The organism is Sphingomonas sp. (assembly GCF_041661825.1).
GTDB lineage: Bacteria > Pseudomonadota > Alphaproteobacteria > Sphingomonadales > Sphingomonadaceae > Sphingomonas.
In genome coordinates, this window is record NZ_JBAZTU010000003.1 from 754810 (window position 1) to 778331 (window position 23522).

17 protein-coding genes are annotated in these 23522 nt (G+C 66.1%); 5 read left to right on the forward strand and 12 right to left on the reverse strand.

Annotation, left to right across the window (positions count from 1 at the left end; translation table 11 throughout):
* Nucleotides 1-25 precede the first annotated feature (25 nt).
* From addA to ahcY, 10 genes are all read right to left on the reverse strand, one after another.
* The gene (gene addA, locus WC729_RS16410; RefSeq protein WP_372854654.1) at nt 26-3466 is read right to left on the reverse strand and encodes a double-strand break repair helicase AddA; all 3441 of its coding nucleotides are present in this window, start codon (nt 3464-3466) and stop codon (nt 26-28) included.
* Nucleotides 3447-6416 (reverse strand): double-strand break repair protein AddB, encoded by a 2970-nt coding sequence (gene addB, locus WC729_RS16415; protein ID WP_372854656.1) that lies wholly within the window; start codon nt 6414-6416, stop codon nt 3447-3449. Before addB ends, addA begins: the two co-directional genes overlap by 20 nt.
* Nucleotides 6409-7170 carry a nucleotidyltransferase family protein gene (locus tag WC729_RS16420; RefSeq protein ID WP_372854658.1) on the reverse strand — a complete coding sequence of 254 codons (762 nt, stop codon included), beginning with the start codon at nt 7168-7170 and terminating at the stop codon, nt 6409-6411. The genes addB and WC729_RS16420 overlap by 8 nt, the downstream gene beginning before the upstream one ends.
* A complete protein-coding gene (locus WC729_RS16425) occupies nt 7167-8138 on the reverse strand; it encodes an aminoglycoside phosphotransferase family protein (protein ID WP_372855480.1) in 972 nt (323 codons plus the stop codon). Before WC729_RS16425 ends, WC729_RS16420 begins: the two co-directional genes overlap by 4 nt.
* A complete protein-coding gene (tsaE, locus tag WC729_RS16430; protein ID WP_372854660.1) occupies nt 8135-8575 on the reverse strand; it encodes a tRNA (adenosine(37)-N6)-threonylcarbamoyltransferase complex ATPase subunit type 1 TsaE in 441 nt (146 codons plus the stop codon). The genes WC729_RS16425 and tsaE overlap by 4 nt, the downstream gene beginning before the upstream one ends.
* Before the next feature lie 3 nt (nt 8576-8578).
* A complete protein-coding gene (locus WC729_RS16435) occupies nt 8579-8878 on the reverse strand; it encodes a CcdB family protein (RefSeq protein ID WP_372854662.1) in 300 nt (99 codons plus the stop codon).
* Nucleotides 8878-9129, reverse strand: a complete 252-nt coding sequence (locus tag WC729_RS16440; RefSeq protein ID WP_372854664.1) for a type II toxin-antitoxin system CcdA family antitoxin — start codon at nt 9127-9129, stop codon at nt 8878-8880. Before WC729_RS16440 ends, WC729_RS16435 begins: the two co-directional genes overlap by 1 nt.
* A 54-nt stretch (nt 9130-9183) precedes the next feature.
* Nucleotides 9184-11514 carry a PAS-domain containing protein gene (locus tag WC729_RS16445; RefSeq protein ID WP_372855482.1) on the reverse strand — a complete coding sequence of 777 codons (2331 nt, stop codon included), beginning with the start codon at nt 11512-11514 and terminating at the stop codon, nt 9184-9186.
* Nucleotides 11515-11681: 167 nt separating this feature from the next.
* Entirely contained in the window at nt 11682-14708 is a 3027-nt protein-coding gene (locus tag WC729_RS16450) for a TonB-dependent receptor plug domain-containing protein (protein WP_372854666.1), read from the reverse strand.
* A gap of 183 nt (nt 14709-14891) precedes the next feature.
* Nucleotides 14892-16313 (reverse strand): adenosylhomocysteinase, encoded by a 1422-nt coding sequence (ahcY, locus tag WC729_RS16455; RefSeq protein WP_372854668.1) that lies wholly within the window; start codon nt 16311-16313, stop codon nt 14892-14894.
* Nucleotides 16314-16523: 210 nt separating this feature from the next.
* Between ahcY and WC729_RS16460 the strand changes: the two genes are divergently transcribed.
* Complete coding sequence (locus WC729_RS16460; protein WP_372854670.1) at nt 16524-18074, forward strand: hypothetical protein; 1551 nt, start codon at nt 16524-16526, stop codon at nt 18072-18074.
* Nucleotides 18075-18159: 85 nt separating this feature from the next.
* Nucleotides 18160-18768 (forward strand): 2OG-Fe(II) oxygenase, encoded by a 609-nt coding sequence (locus WC729_RS16465; protein WP_372854672.1) that lies wholly within the window; start codon nt 18160-18162, stop codon nt 18766-18768.
* 6 nt (nt 18769-18774) lie between these two features.
* On the opposite strand, the gene WC729_RS16470 is transcribed toward WC729_RS16465, so the two are convergent.
* The gene (locus tag WC729_RS16470; protein WP_372854674.1) at nt 18775-20328 is read right to left on the reverse strand and encodes a TolB family protein; all 1554 of its coding nucleotides are present in this window, start codon (nt 20326-20328) and stop codon (nt 18775-18777) included.
* Nucleotides 20329-20427: 99 nt separating this feature from the next.
* Nucleotides 20428-20988 carry a YqgE/AlgH family protein gene (locus tag WC729_RS16475; RefSeq protein ID WP_372854676.1) on the reverse strand — a complete coding sequence of 187 codons (561 nt, stop codon included), beginning with the start codon at nt 20986-20988 and terminating at the stop codon, nt 20428-20430.
* Between the two features lie 142 nt (nt 20989-21130).
* Between WC729_RS16475 and WC729_RS16480 the strand changes: the two genes are divergently transcribed.
* From WC729_RS16480 to WC729_RS16490, 3 genes are all read left to right on the forward strand, one after another.
* Nucleotides 21131-21610, forward strand: coding sequence for a peroxiredoxin (locus WC729_RS16480; protein WP_372854678.1), 480 nt, complete (start codon nt 21131-21133; stop codon nt 21608-21610).
* A 117-nt stretch (nt 21611-21727) separates the two neighbouring features.
* Nucleotides 21728-21949 (forward strand): hypothetical protein, encoded by a 222-nt coding sequence (locus WC729_RS16485; protein ID WP_372854680.1) that lies wholly within the window; start codon nt 21728-21730, stop codon nt 21947-21949.
* A 96-nt stretch (nt 21950-22045) separates the two neighbouring features.
* A complete protein-coding gene (locus WC729_RS16490) occupies nt 22046-23485 on the forward strand; it encodes an AMP nucleosidase (RefSeq protein WP_372854682.1) in 1440 nt (479 codons plus the stop codon).
* Nucleotides 23486-23522 lie beyond the last annotated feature (37 nt).

Consider the following 23522-nt stretch of genomic DNA (forward strand, 5'->3'; position numbering starts at 1 on the left):
AATCTAGGGAGCCCGGCCCCGGCACTCAAGCCGGCAGGTCGTAGCTTTGTTGCGCGGGTGCATAGCCGGGCTTGTGCAGTGCGAGGAAGCTGTGCGGCACGGTCAGCAGCTTCGGCCCGTTGGTGTAGAGCAAGACCGCCTCGATTGCGCGGCCGGGAAAGATCACGCCGAGGGCGTCGACATAGGCCGCCATCTGGCGCGCGTGATAGGGTGGGATCTCCTCGGGCGTCAGCGGGATCTGGCGCCCCGTCTTGAAATCGATCACCTGGATCCGCTCGGGCGTCACGCGCAGACGATCCACCGTGCCCGATACCACCACACCGTCGCCGATCACCGCCGCGATCGGCGCTTCCGCCAGCGAGTCCGGTCCGAACAGCGCCGCGAAACGGACGTCCTCGAGAACCCCGAGCACCGTCTGCGCGATATCCGTTCGCACATTGGCATCGGCAACCCCACCGACCCGTTCGAGCCAGCGATCCGCCGCGCCCCTGCGCTCTTCGGGCGCCACGGCCGGCAAGCGCTCGAACAGCGCATGGATCAGCTTGCCGCGTTCGGCGGCAACCCGCATCGCCGGAGAGGGTGGCGGATCGGCCACCGCGTCCTCGCCCAGCGAGGATGGTGCAAGTGGACGCGGCGGTCGCGCCTCGACTGGCGCGCGCTGCTGGGTCCAGGCGGGAAGCGATGTCTCGTCCTCGGCCTCGGCCGGCTTCCTGCTCGACACCGGCACTGCCCGTTGCGGAACGATCCCGGTGAAGCTCCGCGCCTCCGGGGAAGGCGGCACATCCAGCGCGGTCATCGCGCGGTCGGCGGCGGCGTACCAGCTCGACGGTGGCGGCTCGCCCTTGGCCAGCGGACCCAGCGCGCCTGCGATCACCAGCCGTTCTTCCGCGCGGGTCGCCGCGACGTAGAACAGCCGCCAATGCTCCTCCAGCTCGCGCTGCGCATCGGCATCGAGCACCTCGCCGAGCGGCCCGCCGCGCTCGCTCGCGCGCGGGCGGAAGATCGGCAGCGCGTTCGCCATGCCCGGCGGAGTCCAATTGAGCGTCGAGCGCGGCGATTTGGTGGGGTCGACCGCCGCATCGGCCAGGATCACCAGCGGCGCCTGCAGTCCCTTGGCGCCATGCGCCGTCATCACCCGCACGGCGTCGAGCGGCGCGGAAGGATCGCGCTTGATGTCGACATCGCCGCGATCGAACCAGTCGAGGAAGCGCTGCAGCGACGGCGTGCCGAGCGATTCGAAATCGAGCGCCGCGTTGAGCAATTCCTCAATCGGATCGCGCGCCTCCTGCCCCAGCCGCCGGATCAGCTTGCGCCGCCCGTCGAGCGGCCCGGAAAGCATCTCCTCAAGGAACTGGTAGGGCGTGGCGATATCCGCCCGGTCGAGCATCCGGTGCAGCGGATCGAGCGCCTCGCGCGGCTGGGTGCGCGACAGATGCCGCCACAGGCTGCCCGACTCGCGCGGGGCGGCCTCCATCAGCTTTTCCTGGCTCCAGCCGATCAGCGGCGAGACGAGCAGGCTGGCAAGCGACAGATCATCCCCCGGCTGCAGCACGAAACGGATCGCGGCGAGCAGATCCTGCACCGCTAGCGGCGCGTTGAGCCGGAGCCGGTCGACGCCCGCCACCGGCACATCCTCGGCATAGAGCCGCGCGACGATCAACGAGGCCAGCTCGCCGCGGCGCTTGACCAGGATCATCACATCCTCGGGACGCAGCGGACGGCCCTTGCTCTCCAATATGAGCGTGCCGATCCACGCCTTGATCTGCTTTGCGATCCGGCTGGCGAGTTCGCGGGTGGAATCGGCTATCCAACCTTCCTCATCCTCCTCGCTGCCGCCGGCGATGGTCAGCGGCCAGAGCGTGACCGTGCCCGGCCCATCCACTTCGCTGGCATGCGGTTCGCGCTCGGCAATGGTGCCGAGACCCGGCTCCGGGATCGCCTCGATCGCGGCATCGACGAACTCGAGCACTGGCCGGGTCGAGCGGAAGCTGTGAGTCAGCGACAGTCGGTCGAAGCGCAGCCCCTCCCCGTCCGGCCCCTGCGCATCCTCAGCCAGTCCGCCGAAATGCCGCTCGGCCGCCTGGAAATAGATCGGGTGCGTGCCCTGGAAGCCGAAGATCGCCTGTTTATAGTCACCGACCGTGAACAAGGTCCGCAGCCGCTCGTCATGCGCGCCGAGCCCCGCGAAGAACTCGTCGGCGAGCGCGCGGATGATCGACCATTGCTCGGGATTGGTATCTTGAGCCTCATCGATCAGGATATGCTCGGTGACCTGGTCGAGCTTGTAGCGCACCCATTCGCCCATGCCGGGCTGGCCGAGCAGATCGATCGTCGCGCGGATCAGGTCGTCGAAATCGACGCCGCCGACCCGGCGTTTGGCGCGCGCATAAGCAGCGGCATAGTCGCGCCCTACATCGAGCGCGTCGGCAAGCAGGTCCGCATAGACGGCGCGAACGCGCAGATCGAGCAACTCAGCGCACCAAGTATAGAGCCCGCCAGCTAGTTCGGCATAATCCTCTTCCTGCGGCGCCTGCCCTTTGGCGAAGGAGCGCATGTCGCCATCCGCCTTGGCCCAGACCTTGTGGAGATCGGCCAGCGACGCGGCGCGCGCTACGACCGGCTTTTCGAGCCAGCCATAGATGATCCCGGCCCGCTCGATCCCGCTCTTGGTGCCCCAGCCGCTGTTCATGCCGCCGATCGCGTCGAGCGATTCATGGTCCACCACATCGTCGCAGCACGCGCTGAGAATCACGCTCTCGATATCGCCCGTCGGAAGGTCGAGCGCACGGCGGATGAACGGACGCAGCCCGTCGCCGCGCGGCAATTCCTCCATCGCGGCCGGCGCGCGCGCGCAGGCACGCAGGAAATTCTCCGCCTCACCCTCGCCCAGCCGCACGCTCAGCCGTCCGATGGTGTCGATCGGCTTGAGCCGGCCGTCGCGGTCAGCGTCGACCAGCATCTCCGCCAGCGCCTCGCGTGCCAGGACCGCTTCCTCGCGTCCCTCAAGCGGACGGAAACCGGGCACCAGCCCCGCCTCGACCGGAAAGGCCGCGAGCAGCCCCTGGCAGAAGCTGTGGATCGTCTGGATGCGCAAACCGCCGCCCGGCGCGTCGAGCACCTTGGCGAACAAGGTGCGGGCATAAGCAATGCGGCGGGGATCGAAATGATCCTCGCCCAGCGCGAACAGGTCCTTTTTCAGGTCGTTATCGGGCATGCGCACCCAGGCGGCGAGCCGGGCGCTGATCCGCCCCGCCATCTCCGCAGCGCCCGCCTTGGTAAAGGTCAAACACAGGATCGCGCCCGGATCGACGCCGCGCAGCAACAGGCGGAACACGCGGGCGGTCAACACCTGAGTCTTGCCCGTGCCAGCCGAGGCGGACAGCCAGACATGCGCGTCGGGCGCGCTCGCGGCGGCCTGATTGCCCTTCAAATGGGGGAGTGGCCGGTTATCCCCGCTCACGGCCATACCATTCGTCGCGGCGCATCAGCTGGTCATACTCGGCATAGGGCGCATATTCGGGGTGGAGCTTGGCGGTGAACGCTTCGCTGCCGGTCAGCCAGGCAGCAACCGCTTCGGTGAAATGATGCGCGGCCAATGCGGGGAAGTCCTCCGGGCGCACTTTCTCGGCCTTGCCCGCCGGATCCGTCGGCGTCGTGACATAGCCGAAACTGTCGTTGCGCTTGCCCAGCGACCAATATTCGAAGCCGCGCGCCTCGCCGCGAATACCCTCGAACCCGCCGCGTTCGGCGATCAACCCGAGCAGCCCGAGCTGGAGGCTGAATCCCGCCCGCACCGAGGCCGGCGATGGCGCCTTGCCCGTCTTGTAGTCGATCACCGACAGCGTCCCATCAGGCAGCCGGTCGATCCGGTCGAACTTGCCGGTCAAGGTCACACCAGCAATGTCGATCTTCCCGTCCTTCTCGACCGCCAGCACCTGCCGGCCCAACGCCGATCCCCGCGCGATTTCCGTCGCGATCCAGTCGATTGCCTCCATCAGCCGCGGTTGCCACAGCGCGCGCATCATCGGGTGCGTACGCTCGTCCGCCAGCATCGCCAGCGCCCGTCCGCGCAACGTATCGGGCGCGCAGTCATCCTCCCGCGCCCAGACCTCGAGGATCTCGTGCACCGCTGTGCCCCGCCATGCGGCGCTCGGATCGGCATCGACCGGATCGAGCGCCATCAGCCGCAGGACCCGCTTGGCATAGAAGGCGTACGGATCAGCCTTCAGCCGGTCGACATCAGTGACGGCGATGCGCTTCGGCCGGAGGATTGCGGGCGGCGACGGTGCCGGCTGATCGGCTGGCTCATGCGTGTCCGGGCGGTCGAGCGCTCGGGCCCAGCGTTCGAGCGAGCGAGCGCGCTCGAAGCGCTCGCCGGCCAGCGCCTGCAACCGCAGCCAGAAGCGCGAGGCGATGGCTGGCTGGCTCGCATCGCGCCGGGCGCGGGTAATCAGCGCCTGGGGTGCCCCCAGTGCCCCCGCCAGATCGTGCGCGGAGACGCCGACGCGTCGTTCGAGGCCTGGCAAGCCAAGCTCGGCGCGGATGCGCGGCGCCAGCCACGGGTCCGGAGCGGGCTGGCCGGGCCAGGTGCCCTCGTTCAGCCCGCCGAGGATCATCAGGTCGGCGGTCTGCAACCGCGCCTCGATCAGGCCGTAGATCGCCAGGCGTGGATGACCGCCCTGGGGCGGCCGGACCGCCGCTTCGTCCATCAGCGTCTTGAGCAGCGGCGCGAGACTGGCTGGCTCGACGCTCGCCGGGCCTGCATCCGCCTCTGCTTCAAGATCGGCGAGCAGTTCGGATGACGCACGCCCAGCCGGGCCGCTCCACAGCGTATCGCCACACAGGGCTTGCGCGGTCTCGCGAAGCGCGGCGACCAGCGCCGCCAAAGGCTGAGCGCCTGCTTCGAACACCGCTTCGATCGGTGACAGCAGTGCCCGCGCCTCGGGCCACCAAGCCGTCGCCTCACCGAACAGCTTCCGCTCGCGATCCGACGGGTTGGCCAGATGATCGTCGATCCCCGTCAGCCCCGCCGCCGGTCGTGGCCCGCGCAGCACCCGGTCGAGTGCACGCGTCCCCTCCAGCCATGCTCCCCGCCCGTCGCCGAAACGCACCAGCGGATGCTTGAGCAGAGTCAACAATGCGAGCGGCGCGAAACGTTGCGTCGCTGCCTCCGCCAGCGCCGTGAGCAGAGTTCCCGAGGGCAGGATCGACAAAGGCCGCCCGGCCGTATCGTCGATCTCGATTCCCCAGCGCGCCGCATGCGCCGCCACCCGGCGTGCCAGTCCGCGATCCGGCGTTACCAGCGCCGCGGTTCGGCCCGGCATCTCAAGCACCTCACGTAGTGCCAGCGCGATCGCCTGTGCCTCTTCGGCAGACGTCGCCAGTTCGGCCGCGGCAATGCCCGACAAGCGCCGGTCCTCGGCCTCCAGCCCGGTCCATTTGCCCGTGAACTCGGCAGGTGCCAGCGCATTGGCAATGGCGCGCCCCCGCGCCGCCGTCGCGTCGTGGCCGCCACCATCACGCCAGGGCAGGAATTCGTCGCGGTTCACACCCATCCGCCTGAGCAGCAGCTTCAGATGGAATTGCGGATGAGTCTCGATCGACCGGCGGCGGAATCCGGTGACGGGATCAGGCTCGTGCGGACCAAGCGCCTGCCATTCCTCCTCGTCCATGCCGGTCGCAAGATCGGCGAGTACCACCATGCCGTGCGGCATCTCGGCGACGCGTCGCAGCAGCAACCCCACGGCCGGTGCGGAATCGGTGATGCCCGCGGCGCAAACAAAGCCCAGCGGCGGCGTGTCCTTCCATCGCGCGGCCAGCCGGCGCAGCAGCCGTCCGCGCCGATCCGCCAGGTCGATCCTGCCCAGCCGCTCCAACTCGCCCGGCCAGCGATCCAGCACGATCCCGAACAGCGCCAGCGCCCGGCGCCAATGGTCGGACAGGTCCTCGCTCAATTCGAGGTCGCGCAGCTTCGCCGGCGCCACCTCCTCGACCAGCAACTGGTCGAGCGTCCGCGCCAGATCGCCCGCCAGCCGCACTGCCTCGGCCGCATCGACCGGCTGGCCGGTTCGCGCGCGCTCCTCGGTCACCAGCCGCGCCAGGATCATCCGGCGCTGGAGCGGCGGCACCGCTGGCGGCACCGGATCGCTGTCGTCAGCCGGATCGAGCGCCGCGCCAGTGGCCTCGTCCAGTTCGCCAATCGAGACCAGCCGGGGCAGCAGCAGCCCGCCTTCGCTGGCGCGCACGAACGCATCGGTCATCGCCCGCTTGGCGCGATTGTTGGGCAGCAGCACCAGCCCGCGCGCGAGTCCGAGCGCTTCCCCGCCGAAGCGCCGGATCAGCCCGGCGGCGAGCGCGTCGGCGAATGCCCGGTGCGCAGGGATGGTGAAGAGTGCCGGTTTGACGGCCTCAGCCATCAGCGAGGATCGCCTCGGTCTGCCCTATCGCGGTCGGTGTGCCGACGTCGAACCACAGCCCTTGATGGACCAGGCCGTAAGCCCTCCCGGCCGCGATCGCCCGCTCCCAGAAGAGCATCGTCGAGAAGGGGCCTTCCGGCCAGTCCTGGATCACGCGCGGCGACAATATCTGCACGCCGGTATAGACGAACGGCGCGGGCCGCCCGGGCTGGCGCCGCTTGGTGATGCGGCCGTCGGGTGCGAGGTGGAAATCGCCCTGCCCGCCATGATTATACGCCCTGGCGAACGGCACCACGAGTAGCAGCGCGTCCATCGTCGTGTCGTCCCACCGCGCGGCGAGCAGCCGGATCGCGTCTGCCGGCCCATCGATCCACAGATTGTCGCTGTTGACGACGAGGAACGGCTTGTCCCCGATCAGCGCGCGCGCCTGGACGATGCCGCCGCCGGTTTCCATCAGCCGGCCGCGTTCATCGGAGACAGCGATTTCAATGCCTTTGACGCGATTCATCAGATGCGCTTCGAGCGCGTCGGCCAGATAATGGACATTGACCACCGCCCGCTTCACGCCCGCGCTACGCAGCCGGTTGAACACATGATCGATCAGCGGCCTGCCCGCCACCTCGACCAGCGGCTTGGGGCGCGTCGCGGTCAGCGGGCGCATGCGCTTGCCGAGGCCCGCCGCCATCACCATCGCGGTTTCCGGCACGTCGCCGCCGGGATCGGGGCGGATCGCAAGGGTGCGCTTGGTCGTCATTGGCCGAAAATCACCATCGGGTCGCCGCGCATGTCGGCAGGGACATTGGCATCGAACCACGCCTTGACTGGCGCCAGCGCCGGGTGTGCGAGGTCGCGCTCGAGATAGCGCCAGACGCGCGGGCACAGCGCCGAATAGCGCAGCTTTCCATCGCGCTTCCACAGGCGGGTGAAGATGCCGACGATCTTCGCGTTCCGCTGCGCGCCAAGGACATGATAGGCGATATCGAAATCCTCCCCGGCGCCGGTGATCCGCTTGTACCGCGCGAGCATGACGCTTTCGAGCGCCGGATCCACATCGCGCCGCGCATCCTGCAGCAGCGAGACGAGATCATAGGCGGGATGGCCGGCCAGCGCGTCCTGGAAGTCGAGCAGGCCGAGCGTATCGGTGCCGCCGATCAACATCAGATTCTCGGCATGATAGTCGCGCAGCACCGTCACGATCGGGCCGGCGAGCGCGGCATCGAACACCTTGTCCCACGCCGCGTCATAGCCCGCCTGATCGGCCTCGATGCCGACTGCCGGGCAATACCATTCAGTCAGCAGATTGGCCTCGCGGTGCAGTACCGGACGATCATAGGGTGCCAGCGGCCCGGCCTCGTGCTTGTGCAACGCGATCAGGATGTCGATCGCCGCTTCGTACAGGCCGGTCGCACGGCCGGCCTGTTCATCGACTGTTTCGCGCATCCGGATATCGCCGAAATCGTCGAGCAGGACGAGGCCACGGTCCAGGTCGACGCCGTGGATCGCCGGCGCGGCGAACCCTCGCGCGCCCAGCCAGCGCGCAATCTCGATAAAGGGGCGCGGATCCTCCTGCGGCGGCGGCGCATCCATCAGGATCGCGCTGCGGTCGCCCGCGACGACTCGGAAATAGCGGCGGAACGAAGCGTCGCCGGCGACGGGCAGGATGTCTGCCCCTTCCCAGCCATTCGCCGCGAGAAAATCGGCCGCGGCGGCCGGCGGGGTCATATCTGCTGCCATCGCGCCCTCCAAGCCGCCGGCACCGCGGCTGTCAAGGCGCGGGCGCCGTCAGGCTCGATCGTCAGGCTCAACGCCAGCGCTTCGGGCCAGATGCCAGACGCGCGTTCGGGCCATTCGACGATCAGCAGCGAATCGGACAGCGCTTCGTCCAGCCCCAGTTCCTCGATCTCGCCGGGGTCGTCGATGCGGTAGAGATCGATGTGGAGCACGGGAAACCGCACCTCAGGCGGCGCGTAGGGCTGCACGATCGCAAAGCTCGGGCTCGGCGCTTCGCCCTCCAGCCCGAGCGCCGCTAGCAGTCCGCGCGCGATGCTCGTCTTCCCGGCGCCGAGCGGACCGGTCAGGGTGATCACGTCGCCCGGCGCGGCAAGCGCGGCGAGGCGGGCGCCAAGCGCTTCCGTCGCGGCAGGGTCAGCCAGTTTCATCGGTCAATAGCCGGTCAGAAGCATGTCGATGGCATTCATGATGGCGACCTGCTCATCGGCCAGTGATGTGACGCGCTGGCCGATCAAACGGACCGGGATGGTAGCGGCCGACTGAGTCGCCATGATCACGGTTTGCCCCCCCACCTCGAATGTCGGATTCAGCCGCACAAACGTCCTGCGGAACGTGGTAGCCGGCAACAATGGAACGACGAACCGGCTGTCCAGTTCGTCCAGCACATCCGCCTGGCAATCGAGCAGCAATTCGTCGCCATCTTTCGGACGATAGACGTCAAAACGCGCCATCAGAATTGACGGAAGCGCTCAAGCGGCAGCCCGTGCTCTGCGACATAGGCGTTCCACTCGGCAGTCGCCTCGCGATTCTCTTCTTTCCAGCGCCGCCCGCGTTCCTCGGAAATCTGCTTCGCCAGCCCCTCTTCGCAGGCGCGCGAGATGTTGATGCCGAGTTCCCTGGCATCGTCGATCATCGCTGAATCGAGCGAGATGTTGGTCGGCCGACGGAACGGCGCCTTTGCTTCACGGACGGATCGCGTCATGGAATGCCTCCATTATATACGCATGTCATATGCGCATAACAATGCACATACAAGCTAGCGCCGTGGCAATTTGACGGTGATGAACGTCCCCTCGCCCGGTTCCGACACCAGGTCGATCGTGCCGCCATGCGCCTCGACGAACTGCTTGGCGAGCGGGAGCCCCAGCCCCAGCGATCGTTCCCCACCCCGCGTCACGCCGGGCTCGGCAAAACGGTCGAACGCATGAGCGACGGCCTGGGGCGTCATCCCCGCCCCATCGTCCGACACCACGATCCGGGCCGCCGCCGCGGTGCCGTCGACATGGAGCAGAATGCGGCCACCCTGTTCGGTGCCGCCCACCGCGTGGCGCAGGAGGTGCTCGACGACCTGGCGCAAGCGCTTCGCATCGCCCTTCATGCTGCCGGTCGAGGGCAATATCTCGACCGCGAAATCCAGCTTCTTGCGTGCCGCCAGCGGCTGGATCGCATCTGCCGCCTCACGCGCCACGACATCCAGATCGACTTCGAGCGACTCCAGCGCGGGGGTGCGCCCCTCGTTCTGGGTAAGATCGAGCACCTCGTCGACGAAGAAGCCGAGCCGTTCGACCGATTCGAGGATTGCTGCGACATAGCCGTGCGCATCCTTGCTCAGCTTGCCGGCATAGCCCTCGGACAGCATCTCGGCGAAACCGCTGATCGAGGTAATCGGGGTACGCAGTTCGTAGCTCATATTGGCGACGAAGGCGGTCTTGATCCGGTCCGCCGCCTCGAGCGCCTCATTGCGATCACGCAGCGCGCGCTGGATCCGGCGGCTGTCGGAGATATCGAGCATCGTGAACAGCCCGTTGCCATCGGGCAGCGGCACCGCGGCCAGCTCGAAGAAGCGCCCATCGGCGAACTCGAGCTCGCCGCCACGCTGCTGCCGCTCGACCGTTGCCGCGCGCACCAGATCGCCGACCAACGTGGCGCGCCCGGGCTTGGCGAGCTGGCGCGCCGCCGCATCCGCCAGCGCGTCGACGCCTGGATGGCTGGTCAGGAACTCCTCCTCGAAACCCCAGAGCGCACGGAACTTGTTGTTCCACAACTGGAGCCGCCCGTCCGCCGCGAACACACCCAGCGCTTCGTAGAGATTGTCGAAGGTAGCGGTGCGCACGCGCAGCAGCGTGTCGCGCGCGCTGGCAAGCTGGACCTGCTCGGTCCGGTCCTCGAAGATCAGTAGCAGCCCGCCATCGGGCAAGGGCTGCGCCACGACGCGCAGGTGCACGCCACCCGGCAGATGCCATTGCTCCTCGATCGCGCCGCCCGCTTCGAGGAACCAGTCGCGCCGCTCCGCCTTCCAGCCCGGGAAGTCGCGCACTTCGGGCAGGCGGTTCGCCTCGCGCATTCGTTCGAGCACGCGGTCGAACTCCGGCCGATCGGCGAGCCATTCGCTCTTCATCGCGAACAACCGGCGGAAGGGCTGGTTGCAAAAGGCGAGCGTGCGGTCGGGGGCGAATTGCACGACGCCGGCGGAAAGCCGATCGAGCATCGCGCGCTGCGCATCGGCGAAACGCTTGATGCCGCTGCGCGCCTGCTCCAGTTCCTCGATATCGACCGCGAAGCCGGCCACGCCGCCGGTCGGCAAGGGCACGTCATAGACGCGCAGCATCCGCCGCATGGTGCGGATCGTCGCCGGCATGGTCTGCATCTGCGGCTTGCCCGTGTCGCGCGCGATGACCGCACTCGCCAGCGGCCCGCCGATGCCCGATCCTTCGACCAGTTCCACGCCGCGCCGGATCACGTCGGCGGCATCGGGCGCTTCGACGGCCTCGACATAGGCGGAATTGACCATCGCCAGGCGCAGGTCGGGTCCACGATACCACATCGGCAACGGTGCTGCCTCAATCAACCCGGTCAGCGCGTCGAATGCGTCGAGCGCTTCGGCCCGCTCCTCGCCGAGCCGGGTAATCTCCGCCTCGCTGTCGGTCGCGTCGAACACCCAGAGCACCACGCCGCCCGGCGCCTGCAGGTCGCGTGGCGCGCGTTGGCCCTTGATCATCAAGGCGCGTGACGATCCCCGCGCGCGGATCGCACGCGCGAAGGTCCGCCCCGCCTTCTGCGCAGCGGCGACATCGGCAGCGATCGCGCGCGCATCTTCGGGGGTGAGGCCACCGTCCCGTCCGGCCAGGTCATCGAGATAGCGCGGCGGCGGCGACAGGCCGAGCCAGTCGGCCAGCCGATCCGGCAGCTCGAGTCGGCCATCCGCGCGCACGATCATCGCAAGCGCGGGGGCGGAGCCGACCAGTGCCTCGAGCCGCAGATTCGTCGCGAAAACCTCCGCGGCATCGCGGCGCGCTTTCAACCCCAGATACAACAGCCAGACGGCCGCGCCGACGAACAGCGCCAGAACGACGCCGACAATGACCATGGAAAGCGCGCTATCGTGCACGTCGTCCCTTGCGCGACTGCGCCCTGCCTATGCCGCCCGAAATCATGTTCGATCCTTAGGGCAATCCGCCGACAATAAGGAAGCGTCCGCACCACAAAAAAGGCCCGGTCGGCGACCGGGCCTTTTCGCGCCTGGGTTTCGAACGATCAGAACTTGGGCAGGCTCACCTTGACGCCCGCGTAAAGGAACCGCCCGACCGAGCTTACCGGATAGGTGTTGGTGCCGATGTCCGGCTTCTGCCCAAACACATTGTTTACACCCGCATAGAATTGCATGCCGCCCTTCACGTCGACGCTCGCGAAGATGTCATGCTGCCAATGCTGCTTCAGATAGACATATTTCGGATCGACGATGTCGGTGTTCGTCGCCATCTCCTGGTTGGTGTAGCGCAACGTCTTGTCGAACCACAGCAGGCCGTAGTTCACCGTGAACGCGCCGAGCTTCCACGTCAGGTCGGCATTGACGGTATATTTCGGCGAAAAGGCTTCACCACGCTGATTGGTGACCGGAGCGCCGGGCGAGCTGATAAACTCCAGACGATCCAGATAGTTGCCCATGACATTCAGATTGAAGGTGCCGACCTTTGCCGTCTCCACCCGGTAGCTTACATTGACGTCCAGGCCCGCCGTGCGGAACTGTGCGACGTTGAACGGACGCAGCGTGAAGTCCACGATGTTGCCCGGATCCGCCGTGCCCGCGGCGCCGTTCTGGCGAACGATGCCGGCGCAATATTGGTTGGCGAGTGTGGGCTGGTCGACGCAGAGCCCAGCCAGTTCGGATGCCGTCGCGGTGTTGATCGCACCCTTCAGTTTGATGTCGTACCAGTCCGCCCGGATCGACAGGCCCGGCACGAAGCGCGGCTGCAGGATCACGCCCGCCGTCCAGGTGGTCGCCTCTTCCTCGCTTAGATTGGGATTGCCGCCTTGGAGGCCGGGGATGTTGGTGGACCGGAAATCGCGATAGTTACCCGGATCCGTCACGCCCAATGATGTCAGCAGCGCCTGACAGTTCGCCGCACGATACTGGGTACCATTCTGGATCTGGTTGGTGTTGCAGGGATCAGTGATGAAGTTGAACGTCTGAGACTGGCCCGCGAACAGCTCACCGATGTTCGGCGCGCGAACCGCCTTGGAATAGGTGCCGGTCAGCGTGATGTCCCGGACAGGCGCCCAGGATCCATCGACCTTCCAGGTCGTGGTGTTCCCGATCGTCGAATAATCGGAGAAGCGGACCGCCGCACCGACCTCGAGCCGGTGAGCAAATGGCAGGTCCTTCAGCAGCGGCGCACGCAACTCGCCGAACCCTTCCTTGACCTCATATTTGCCCGTATCGTTCGACAGGGAGTTGGTAAAGGTAAGCCCCTGCGCGGCGAGCGGGTCAGCAGTGAAACTGCTCGTTTCCTTGCGATACTCGCCACCGATCGCGAACCCGATCGGGCCGCCGGGCAACGAGAAGAACTGCCCGAAATCGCCAGAGATCGACCCGGAGATCACCTGTTGCTCGAGCCGGGCGTGATCGACGGTGTTCGCGCGAATGAAGTCCAGCGCCGCCTGGGACGGCGCGCCCTCGCCGAACAGGTTCAGCGGCACGCACTGGCCGGGCTGGAACGTCGTCGGCGCGAAGATGTCGCGCGTGTAATTATAGGGCTGATCCGGCGTCCAGCTTGGATCCAGATTCACCCGGCAGGTCGGCTGGCCATTGGCTGGATTGGTCACGACATCAATCGCAGCATAGTAGCGATCGTCGAGGATGTCGTTGACATACTTGCTTTTGATGTCGGTACGCCCCCAAGTGTACGACAGTTCGTAATTGGCATGCTCGCTGATCTCGCCACGAGCACCCACCACGAAACGGTAGGTCTGCCGGGTAACGTCCTCACCGCGTTGTCCGAAGTCGAAATTGTCGCGATTGACCAGCACCCCGCCATTGCCGAGCGCGGCAATCTGCGGGCGCAACGCAGCCGGGATATAGGGATTGTCCTCGGGGATCAGCAGATAATAATCGAAAGTCGGCTGAGCGAGCGAGAAACTGCGGATATTCGCATATTTCCCTTCGGCGAACAGTGTCAGCGCTGGCGCGACGTCGAAATGCGTGATCGCGTTGACCACATGCCGCCTAATCTGAGGCAGCAGATCGTTGCCATAATCCGAGACCAGCGTCGCGTTGCCGCCCTGCTGATAGAAATCCGGCACGAAGGTGCCCGGGTCGAACTGGGTCAGGCCGCCGCCCGTACCGACGAAATAATCAGGGAAACCGTCGAAATCGAGATCGATGCCGCCCTGTCGGTTGGTGTCGAAATAGCGGATGTTATTGAGCGGGATATTGTCGGGAATCCCGTTGTTCGCAGGGCCCGTGTAGCCGCCCTGATTCTCGGGATCGTCTGGATTGAGGAAGAAACCGACCCGGTTCGTGCCGGAAAGGCTCTTCCTGTTCCTGGTCTCGAGCCGATCTTCCTCGCCATATTCATAGGCGATCGCGAAATTGCCACGACCTTCGGCGAAATTCTTGCCCGCGGTCACCGAAAGGAAACGCTTGCCCGCGTCTCCATATTCGGAAATCCCCGCTTGGGCGTGGGCGGAGATTCCCTCGAAGTTCTTCTTGGTGATGAAGTTGACCACACCGGTCACGCCATCCGCACCATAGATCGCCGACGCGCCGCCCGTCAGGATCTCGACGCGCTCGACCAGGTCGTTCGGGATGGTGTTGATGTCGATCGCCTGGCTGCCCGGCAGGGCCGCGACATGGCGGCGGCCGTCGACCAGCACGAGCGTGCGCTCGGTACCGAGGTTGCGCAGGTTCAGCAGGTTGAGGCCGGTGGCCCCGATGCCCGCACCGTCACCCGAATTGTCGGCTGAGGTGGAGGAACCCTGCAGGGCGGGGTAGCCGGTCAGAAAATCGGTCAGGTTGGTCGAGCCCGATTGCTGGATCTGGGCTGCACTGATCGAGAGAACCGGGTTCGGCGTGTCGAAGTCGGGACGGCGGATACGCGATCCCGTTACAACAACGTCATTTTCGCCTTCATCCGGCGCATCGGCAGCGATGCTTTCCTGCGCATCCGTCGGCGGCGGCGTCTGCGCCAGGGCCGCCGGCGACGACAGGCTGGCGAGCGACAGGGCGAACAGCGAAGCGGTGAGCGAAAGGCCAGCACCGCGCCGCGGCGTGCGAATGGACATATAAACCCCTTTGTCTATTGCCCCCCGGCCTCTTCAAATCATGACAAATTGTTCAGATAGGCAAGCCCATGGCGGTGGTAGTTCACGACTTTCGCGTTACTATGTTGCAAGCTTGCAACAAAAAGGCCGCGCCGGCCCTGAGGGCCAGCGCGGCCAGATTTCAGCGGATGAACGCTGTATGTCTTAGTAGCGGTAATGATCCGGCTTGAACGGCCCTTCGACCGGCACGCCGATATAGCCCGCCTGCTTGTCGGTCAGCTTGGACAGCTTCACGCCCAGCTTGTCGAGGTGAAGCGCCGCGACTTTCTCGTCGAGATGCTTCGGCAGGACGTACACGTCGTTCTTGTAGTTCTCGCCCTTGGTGAAGAGCTCGATCTGCGCCAGCGTCTGGTTGGTGAAGCTGGCCGACATCACGAACGAGGGGTGGCCGGTCGCGCAGCCCAGATTCACCAGGCGGCCCTTGGCCAGCACGATGATCTGCTTGCCGTCCGGGAACTTCACCAGGTCGGTGCCCGGCTTCACTTCGGTCCACTCATAGTTGCTGAGCGCCGCGATCTGGATCTCGCTGTCGAAGTGGCCGATGTTGCACACGATCGACATCGGCTTCATCGCCTTCATGTGATCGGCAGTGATGACGTCGGCATTGCCGGTCGCCGTCACGAAGATGTCCGAGCGGGTGACCGCTTCTTCCATCGTCACGACTTCAAAGCCTTCCATCGCCGCCTGCAGCGCGCAGATCGGATCGACTTCAGTCACCATTACGCGCGCGCCGCCGTTGCGGAGCGACTGGGCCGAGCCCTTGCCGACGTCGCCGAAGCCAGCGACGGTCGCGACCTTGCCGGCGAGCATCACGTCGGTGGCGCGACGGATTGCGTCGACCAGCGATTCCTTGCAGCCATAGAGGTTGTCGAACTTCGACTTGGTCACGCTGTCGTTCACGTTGATCGCCGGGAAGGGCAGTTCGCCCTTCTTCGCGATCTCGTACAGGCGGTGAACGCCAGTGGTGGTCTCTTCCGAAACGCCCTTCAGGTTCTTGACCGTCTCGGTCAGGTAACCCGGATATTTGGCGAGGAACGCCTTCAGCGCGCGCTGGAACTCGACTTCCTCCTCGTTCTCCGGCTCGCCCAGCGTGTGGCCGGCCTCGATCTTCGCACCCCAGAGTGCGAACATGGTGGCGTCGCCGCCATCGTCCAGGATGATGTTGGCGGTGGTGCCGTCAGTGTCGGCGCCCCAGTTGAAGATGTCGCCGACATAGTCCCAATATTCGGCCAGGCTCTCGCCCTTCACGGCGAACACCGGCACGCCGGTCGCGGCGATCGCGGCGGCGGCATGGTCCTGGGTGGAGAAGATGTTGCAGGTCGCCCAGCGGACGTCTGCGCCGAGCGCGGTCAGCGTCTCGATCAGCACCGCGGTCTGGATCGTCATGTGCAGCGATCCGGTGATGCGTGCGCCCTTCAGCGGCTGCGACGCGCCGAACTCCTCACGGAGCGACATGAGACCGGGCATCTCGGTCTCGGCGATGTTGATTTCCTTGCGACCGAAATCGGCGAGGCCGATGTCTGCAATGACATAGTCTTGGGCGCGGTCGGCGAGTGCGGTGGCCACGTAGGTGTCTCCGGATATGCGAATGGATGCCCGCCACATAGGGCCCCGACGCCGCCAAATCAAATATAAAGATGTCTTTATATGTAGGTCTTTCGGCCCCGGCGCTCCAGTTGACACGGTTTCGAACCACTGCCAGTCCGCGGACAGGAAACGGTCTCTGGGGGGAATGCCGTGAAGTTTTCGTCGTGCTTGCGTCACGGTCTCATGGCCATGGCGATCTCTACCCTGCCGCTGAGCCAGGCCGCCAGCGCCGCGCCGCTCCAGGCCGCCGAAGAGAAGGCCGGTTCGCTCTACGTCCAGTGCGACGGCATGCCCAACAATATGAGCACCGGCGAATCCGCCGCGCGCCTGCTCGGCGCGGTCACGCTGCTTGCCCTGCTCGCGCCGCCGCCGGAAAGCGCTGACGCCTCGAAGCGCAAGTTCGGTGCCGAGGGCGTCGCTGCCTGCTCGGCGATCCTCGAGGGCGAAAAGAAGGAAGGCAATGTCTCCCGGCGCATCGGCCTGATCCTTGCCCGCGCGATCCATCAGATCGAACAGAAATCCTATGATGCGGCGATCGCCGATGCCGGCCTCGCCCGCACCGAGGCGACCGCGGCGGGCCTGATGGCAGATCCCTATTATGCCCGATCGCAGGGCCGCGCCTTTGATCTGATCGAGTCCGCTGCCCTGTACCGTCTCGGCCGCCCGGCAGAGGCGCGGGACGCGGCGCTGCGCGGCACGGCCTCGGTCAAGCACAGCTTCCTCAGCCTGATGAGCGCGCCCGACTATCTCGACTCGGTCAAGGCCGGCTCCGAGACGGAAGAGCATTATCTGACGTGGCGGACCCGCACGGCGGCCACCACCGCCGCCGGCGAGGCCAATCGGCTCGAGGAACTGGGCCGGTTCGCCGATGCCGCTCGCCTCCGCGACGGGCTGGTCGATTACGACCGCTCCAGCACGCCGGATCTGGTCAGCTCGACCTGGCTTGCCCGGGCCGCCGTCTCGCATGCGCTTGCTGGCGACAAGACGCTGGCGGCCGAGCGCGCCGCCGCCGCCAAGGCGAATTTCGACAAGCGCACAGCGGACGGGAAACCCGAGAGCAACGCGGCGGAATATGTCGAGCTGATGGACCTTTACGGCATCGTCGACATGGCCAATACCGGCGACCTGAAGGGTGCGCGCCGGCTGTTCGCTGCGCGGTCGCAATGGGTGGCTGCCTCCTTCGGCAGTGTGCTCGAAGTGACCCGGCGCCTGCGTACCGGCGCCGCGCCGGACGAGATGATCGGCGGCCTCGCAAAGGACCCCGACCAGATGTGGAAGGAGCGCTCCGAGGCCAGGATTGCCGAGCGGGTCGCCAAGGACAAGGACAACAAGACCCTCTTCAACCTGATCCCGCGGCTAGTGCCGGCAGGCAGCTATGAAATGGTCTCGAAGAATGTCTGGCAGGCTGAAAAGTCGAAGCTCCTGCTCAAGGTCAAGAAAGAGCCGACCAATACGTCGAAGCTCGAGACCTTGTTCCAGTACGGCATCGATCCGGTCACCGCGCTCGAAGCCTATACGCTCCACGCGGCATTGCTGGCCAAGACGCGCGGCCAGCAGGGCTTCGTGATCATGCCGGTATTCACCCGGGAGATTCTCGCTGCCTGGATTCTGACGGGCAACAGCGGCGATCCCGGCCTGCCCGCCGCCCTGTTCAACAATGCCGACGAAGTGATCGCCGACCTGTCGCCGATCATCCCCGATCCAGTCGTCCTCAAGGCGCGCCGGGCGGCAAAGCGCTGAGCGGCGGCAAGTGTCGTGACAGGTGCGTCCGGTCCCGGCATATCCGTGCCATGGACCTGATCGATACAGCGCGCAGGGTCGCGGGATGAGCGGCAATGCGCCCGTCTTCATCCGGCACGATTTTCTCGACGAGGCGACGGCCGACGGTCTGCTCGACTATGCCCTTGCCCATCGAGAGGCGTTCCAGTCGACGCGTATCGGCATCAAGGATCGGGCGCGGGAGGATCCGCAGAACCGCATCTCGGTCGCCTCGCGTGACCTCGGCCCGTTCAGGCCGCTCCTGAACGATATGGTAGCGGCCGGCGTGCCGGAGATGCTGACGGCCCTGGCGATGACACCAATCAGCATCGCCAAGATCGAGCTCGAGGTGGTCGCGCACGGCGACGGTGCCTTTTACAGCCGCCATATCGATCTCAACCCGCACCGTCAGGCTGCGACGATCCGGGCGCTCAGCGGCGTCTATTATTTCCACGCCCGGCCCCGCGCCTTCAGCGGCGGCGCGTTGCGGCTCTACCCGTCGGCGACAGGCGCGACCGACAAATTCATCAATGTCGATCCGGCGCATAACAGCCTCGCCGTCTTTCCGTCCTGGGTGGTGCATGAGGTCATGCCGGTGCGCTGTCCGTCCAACCGGTTCGAGGATTCTCGCTTCTCGGTGAATTGCTGGGTGCACGTCCTGCGCAAGCCGGGCTGACCCCGCTCAGCGCACCAGCCGGTAGCTCACGAACGCGATCGATTTGCTGTCGGGGGACCATGACGGTACGTTGATCGTCCCCTGCCCTCCGAACAGCCGGGTCAGCACGCGCGGCGGCGCGCTGCCATCGGCCGGCATGATCCGCAGCAGCACGTCGCGGTTCGGCGGGTGGTCGCCGAGATCGACATCGAGCCCGAACGAGATGAACGCGATCCACTTCCCGTCGGGCGAGAGATGCGGGAACCAGTCGCGATAGGCCTCGTCCTGCGTGATCCGCTCGGGATTGCTCCCGTCCGCCGCGTTCGCCCGCCAGATCTGCATCGATCCCGACCGGGTCGAGTTGAAATAGAGATAGCGCCCGTCCGGCGAATATTCCGGTCCGTCGTCGGTGCCCGGCCCGCTGATCAGCATGGTGTCCGGCCCGCCCGCCAAGGGTCGGGTGCGGATGTCATAGGTCCCGTTCTTGGTGTGGACATAGACATAGGCGATCGTCTTCCCGTCGGGCGACCAGCCATGCCAGTAGGATCGTGCATCGGCATGGCTCACTACTTCGCGCGGCGCAGCCGATCCGCTTAGCGGCAGCACATGGATGCGCGAGAGATTGTCCGGCTCGATCTGGTCGGAGATGATCAGCTGCGTGCCGTCGGGCGACAGGCCGTGATCGTTGTTGTTCTTGATGTGCCGCCCGGTGTCGATCGCCGCCGGCTCGCCGCCTGTCGCCGGGATGCGATAGATGCGGCCATTGCTATTGTAGATCAGCGCGGAGCCGTCGTGTGTCCAGTTGGGCGCTTCGATCTTGCCGTCGAAATGGCGCACCACGGTCCGGCTCTGCTCGCCCGCGACCTGCATCGTCTCGAGCGTGCTCTCGACCTTGGCCGGATATCCCGTATCCGGCACATGGGCGAGCACCGGCACCGTCAGCGACACGTTGGAGAAGACCGCGGTCTCGCTCACCTTGTTGTCATGCGCCGATACCGCCAGGCCGACATAGGCCTCGGGCAGCGCGATGCGGAAATTGCCGCCGGCATGATGCCACACGCCGTCCGCTCCGCGCACCGAGAAGAAGACATAGTCTCCTTCCCGCTCCAGCCTGATCCCGCGCGGCGCCTTGATGTTGGACATGATCTGCCGGGTCGGCCCGTCCTGCACCTCGCGATATTGCAGCGCCGTCAGCCCGTCGCCATGCACCATCACATCGGCATAGCGCGATCCCGGCGTCAGGTTCTCGCGGATCATCAGCCCCGCCTTGCGATGCGGATCCCCACCAGTCCCGACAAAGGCCACGTCCGCGGCGACATGAAGATCGCCCGCCGGCCGTCGCGTCGCCACGAAATGGAACGCGTCCTTGCCGCCCCAGATATTCGCCCCGCCGCCGGTGATGCGATAGCTGTTCGTTGCCACGTCACGGACCACCGACCCGCGCAGCGCGGTCTCGCCGATATCGACGCTCTGCTCGAACGGTCCCGAAACAGGTGCGCCCGTCTGCCCGTGAGACGTCGCGCTGCCCCACAGCGCCACCGCTAGGAACGCGCACAGCGCGACGGTCCGGCTCGGCTTCATGCCACCCACTCCTTTTTCTCCCGGATCGGCAGGCCGTCCGGATTTCCTATAGGATGGTAGCGGTACCTCTCAGCGAAAGCGAGAGGGCAGAAGGAGAATTCAGGCCGTTCCGGTGCTGGTCGCCAGCAGGCGTGGGTCGATCCCCGCCTCGGCAAACCCCAGTTCCCAGCGCGTCGCCGCCTCGGTGTCGTAAAGCAATTCGATATCGCCCTGCACGTTGAACCACCCATGCCGGGTTAGTTCCTCATCGAGCTGCCCCTCGCCCCAGCCGGCATAACCCAGCGCCACGAGCCAGCGACTCGGTCCCGATCCATCCGCGATCGCCTTCAGCGCGTCGATCGTACCCGACAGTGCCCAGCGTCCGGCGACGTCGATCGTGTCCTGCCCGCTCCAGTCATTGGAATGCAGCACGAAGCCGCGGCGCTGCTCGACCGGCCCGCCCGAATGGACCGGCGCGTCGGGCGCAGCACCCGGCTCGATGCCGAACTGCGCCAGCACTTCGTGCAGCCCCAGCCCGCGAATCGCCTGGCCGATCCCGATGCCGATCGCGCCCTTGGGGTCATGCGCACAGATCGCGATCACCGCGCGTTCGAAGCGCGGATCGCCGATTCCGGGCATCGCGAGCAGAAGCTGCCCCGTGAGATTCGCCGCTTTATCCATCGCCGTCCATCATAGCGCAGCGATCAGCGCTCGCCATGCTTGAAATCCGAACGCGTCTGCACGAGGTAGGCTCCGTCGCCGGCTCGCGGTGGCACCTACGAAAACATTTGCGCGCCCAAGGCGGCTCCAGGAGGATTCCAACATGACCATCAGCGTCGGCGATCGGCTGCCCAGCACCACTCTCGTCAAGGCGACGGCGAACGGCCCCGAGCAGGTCAGCTCGGACGAGTATTTCGCGGGCCGCAAGGTCGCCCTGTTCTCCGTGCCCGGCGCCTTCACGCCGACCTGCTCGGCCAAGCATCTGCCCGGCTATCTCGACAAGGCCGAGGACCTGAAGGCCAAGGGCATCGACGAGATCGCCTGCACCGCGGTCAACGATCCGTTCGTGATGGGCGCCTGGAGCAAGGCGAACGACGCCGATGCGGTGACCATGCTCGCCGATGGCAATGGCACCTTCGCCGAGGCAGTCGGCCTCACCATGGACGGCTCGAAATTCGGCCTGGGCAAGCGCGGCCAGCGTTACTCGATGGTCGTCAATGACGGCGTCGTCGAGCAGCTCAATGTCGAGGCGCCCGGCGAATTCAATGTGTCCTCCGCGGAGCACATGCTAAACGAACTTTAAGGTCTGAGACTCGGGTCGTCACTCGGCGGGGCGCGGGCGGGCAACGATCCGCCTCCCCGTCGGGAACTTGCATCATCACCCCCACGTTCGGGGAACGATCGACCATAGGAGGCATAAATGACCGACGAAACCAGCACCCCCGCCGCAAAGGCAGAAGAGAAGTCCTTCTTCGAACGCGCCCAGGATGCCATCGAATCCGCGGTCGAATCGACCGTCGAAGCGGTGAAGGAGCATCCAGCCGCCGCGGCCGCGATCGCCGCCGGTGCGACAGCAGCCGTTGCCGGTGCCGCCTACGGCATCAGCAAGCTGCTCGATGACGACGACGACGCCAAATCCTGATCCGACATAAACGGGGCGCCCTCACCGGCGCCCCGTTTCGTTTCGGGTTTCCGCGGCCGTCTTGCCAGCGTCATGCGCGTGCTTTAGCCACGGAGGATGACGACTGCCTCCGATATCGTCGCCCAGCTCGATACCCTCTACCGTGCATCGGTCGAGCGGCTGCAGGCGGCTCTCACTGCCTATCTCACCGATGGTTCGGTCCCCTCGCGCGACGCGCGCCACGACGGCAGCTTCGCTTATCCCGAAATCAGGCTGCGCTATCGCGGCGACAATGATCGCCCAACCCCGATGCGGTCCTTCGGCCGGCTCGTCACGCCGGGCGAATATCGCATCAGCGTCACCAAGCCGTCGATCTTCGCCGACTACCTGACCGAGCAGCTCACCCTGCTGATCGAGGACTATGACGTCTTCGTCGAAGCCGTACCCGGCCGGCAGGAAATCCCCTTCCCCTATGTGCTCGACGCCGGCCATGCGATGAGCCTGGACGAAGTCTCCGCGCTCGAGCTGGCCCGCCATTTCCCGGCGACGGAGCTCGCCTATATCGGCGACGAGATCGCCGACGGCCTCTACACCGACGCGGACGGCACTCGCCCGCTCGCCCTGTTCGATGGCTTGCGCACCGACTTCTCGCTCGCGCGCCTGCGGCATTACACCGGCACGCCGCCCGAGCATGTCCAGCGCTACGTGCTGTTCACCAACTATCACCGCTATGTCGACGAGTTCGTCCGCTGGGCCTGTGCGCAGCTCGGTGAGGGCAGCCGCTTCACCGGCGTGTCGGGGGCCGGCGGCACGATCATGCGCGCCGGCGACGATGTCGAGGCGATGCTGGCCGACAGCAGCGCCTGGCGCCGCCACCAGATGCCGGCTTATCATCTGATGGCGGACGACCGTACCGGCATCACTTTGGTCAATATCGGCGTCGGTCCGTCCAACGCGAAGACCATCACCGATCACCTCGCCGTGGTGCGTCCCGAAGCCTGGATGATGATCGGCCATTGCGGCGGCCTGCGCCCGAGCCAGCGCATCGGCGACTATGTGCTCGCGCACGCCTATCTGCGCGACGATCATGTGCTCGACGATGTCCTGCCGCCGGAAATCCCGGTGCCCGCCATCGCCGAAGTCCAGCTCGCGCTCGCCCGCGCCGCCGAGACGGTTTCGGGCCAGTCTGGCGAGGAATTGAAGCGCCGCCTGCGCACCGGCACGATCGTGACCACCGACGACCGCAACTGGGAACTGCGCTACGCCCGCTCGGCGCTGCGCTTCTCGCTGTCGCGCGCCGTCGGCATCGACATGGAATCGGCTACCATCGCCGCCCAGGGCTATCGCTTCCGGGTACCCTATGGGACCTTGCTCTGCGTGTCGGACAAACCGCTCCACGGCGAGCTGAAGCTGCCCGGCCAAGCCAACCGCTTCTACGAGCGCGCGATCAGCGAGCATATGCAGATCGGCATCCAGGCCTGCGAGGAATTGCGCCGCGAGGGCGCCAAGCTGCACTCGCGCAAATTGCGGGCGTTCAACGAACCGCCGTTCCGGTAAGCGGAAACCCTTTGCGTCTCGTGCGTTACGGCTGCTC

Excerpts from the sequence above, each read along its gene's own strand:
- WC729_RS16485 (WP_372854680.1), top strand. The coding sequence starts at position 21,728 with ATGACCGACGAAACCAGCACCCCCGCCGCAAAGGCAGAAGAGAAGTCC.
- WC729_RS16465 (WP_372854672.1), top strand. The coding sequence starts at position 18,160 with ATGAGCGGCAATGCGCCCGTCTTCATCCGGCACGATTTTCTCGACGAG.
- WC729_RS16440 (WP_372854664.1), bottom strand. The coding sequence starts at position 9,129 with ATGACGCGATCCGTCCGTGAAGCAAAGGCGCCGTTCCGTCGGCCGACC.
- WC729_RS16480 (WP_372854678.1), top strand. The coding sequence starts at position 21,131 with ATGACCATCAGCGTCGGCGATCGGCTGCCCAGCACCACTCTCGTCAAG.
- WC729_RS16475 (WP_372854676.1), bottom strand. The coding sequence starts at position 20,988 with ATGGATAAAGCGGCGAATCTCACGGGGCAGCTTCTGCTCGCGATGCCC.
- WC729_RS16435 (WP_372854662.1), bottom strand. The coding sequence starts at position 8,878 with ATGGCGCGTTTTGACGTCTATCGTCCGAAAGATGGCGACGAATTGCTG.
- WC729_RS16445 (WP_372855482.1), bottom strand. The coding sequence starts at position 11,514 with ATGGTCATTGTCGGCGTCGTTCTGGCGCTGTTCGTCGGCGCGGCCGTC.
- WC729_RS16490 (WP_372854682.1), top strand. The coding sequence starts at position 22,046 with ATGACGACTGCCTCCGATATCGTCGCCCAGCTCGATACCCTCTACCGT.
- WC729_RS16425 (WP_372855480.1), bottom strand. The coding sequence starts at position 8,138 with ATGACCCCGCCGGCCGCCGCGGCCGATTTTCTCGCGGCGAATGGCTGG.
- WC729_RS16420 (WP_372854658.1), bottom strand. The coding sequence starts at position 7,170 with ATGACGACCAAGCGCACCCTTGCGATCCGCCCCGATCCCGGCGGCGAC.
- addB (WP_372854656.1), bottom strand. The coding sequence starts at position 6,416 with ATGGCTGAGGCCGTCAAACCGGCACTCTTCACCATCCCTGCGCACCGG.
- tsaE (WP_372854660.1), bottom strand. The coding sequence starts at position 8,575 with ATGAAACTGGCTGACCCTGCCGCGACGGAAGCGCTTGGCGCCCGCCTC.
- WC729_RS16460 (WP_372854670.1), top strand. The coding sequence starts at position 16,524 with ATGGCGATCTCTACCCTGCCGCTGAGCCAGGCCGCCAGCGCCGCGCCG.
- WC729_RS16450 (WP_372854666.1), bottom strand. The coding sequence starts at position 14,708 with ATGTCCATTCGCACGCCGCGGCGCGGTGCTGGCCTTTCGCTCACCGCT.
- addA (WP_372854654.1), bottom strand. The coding sequence starts at position 3,466 with ATGGCCGTGAGCGGGGATAACCGGCCACTCCCCCATTTGAAGGGCAAT.
- WC729_RS16470 (WP_372854674.1), bottom strand. The coding sequence starts at position 20,328 with ATGAAGCCGAGCCGGACCGTCGCGCTGTGCGCGTTCCTAGCGGTGGCG.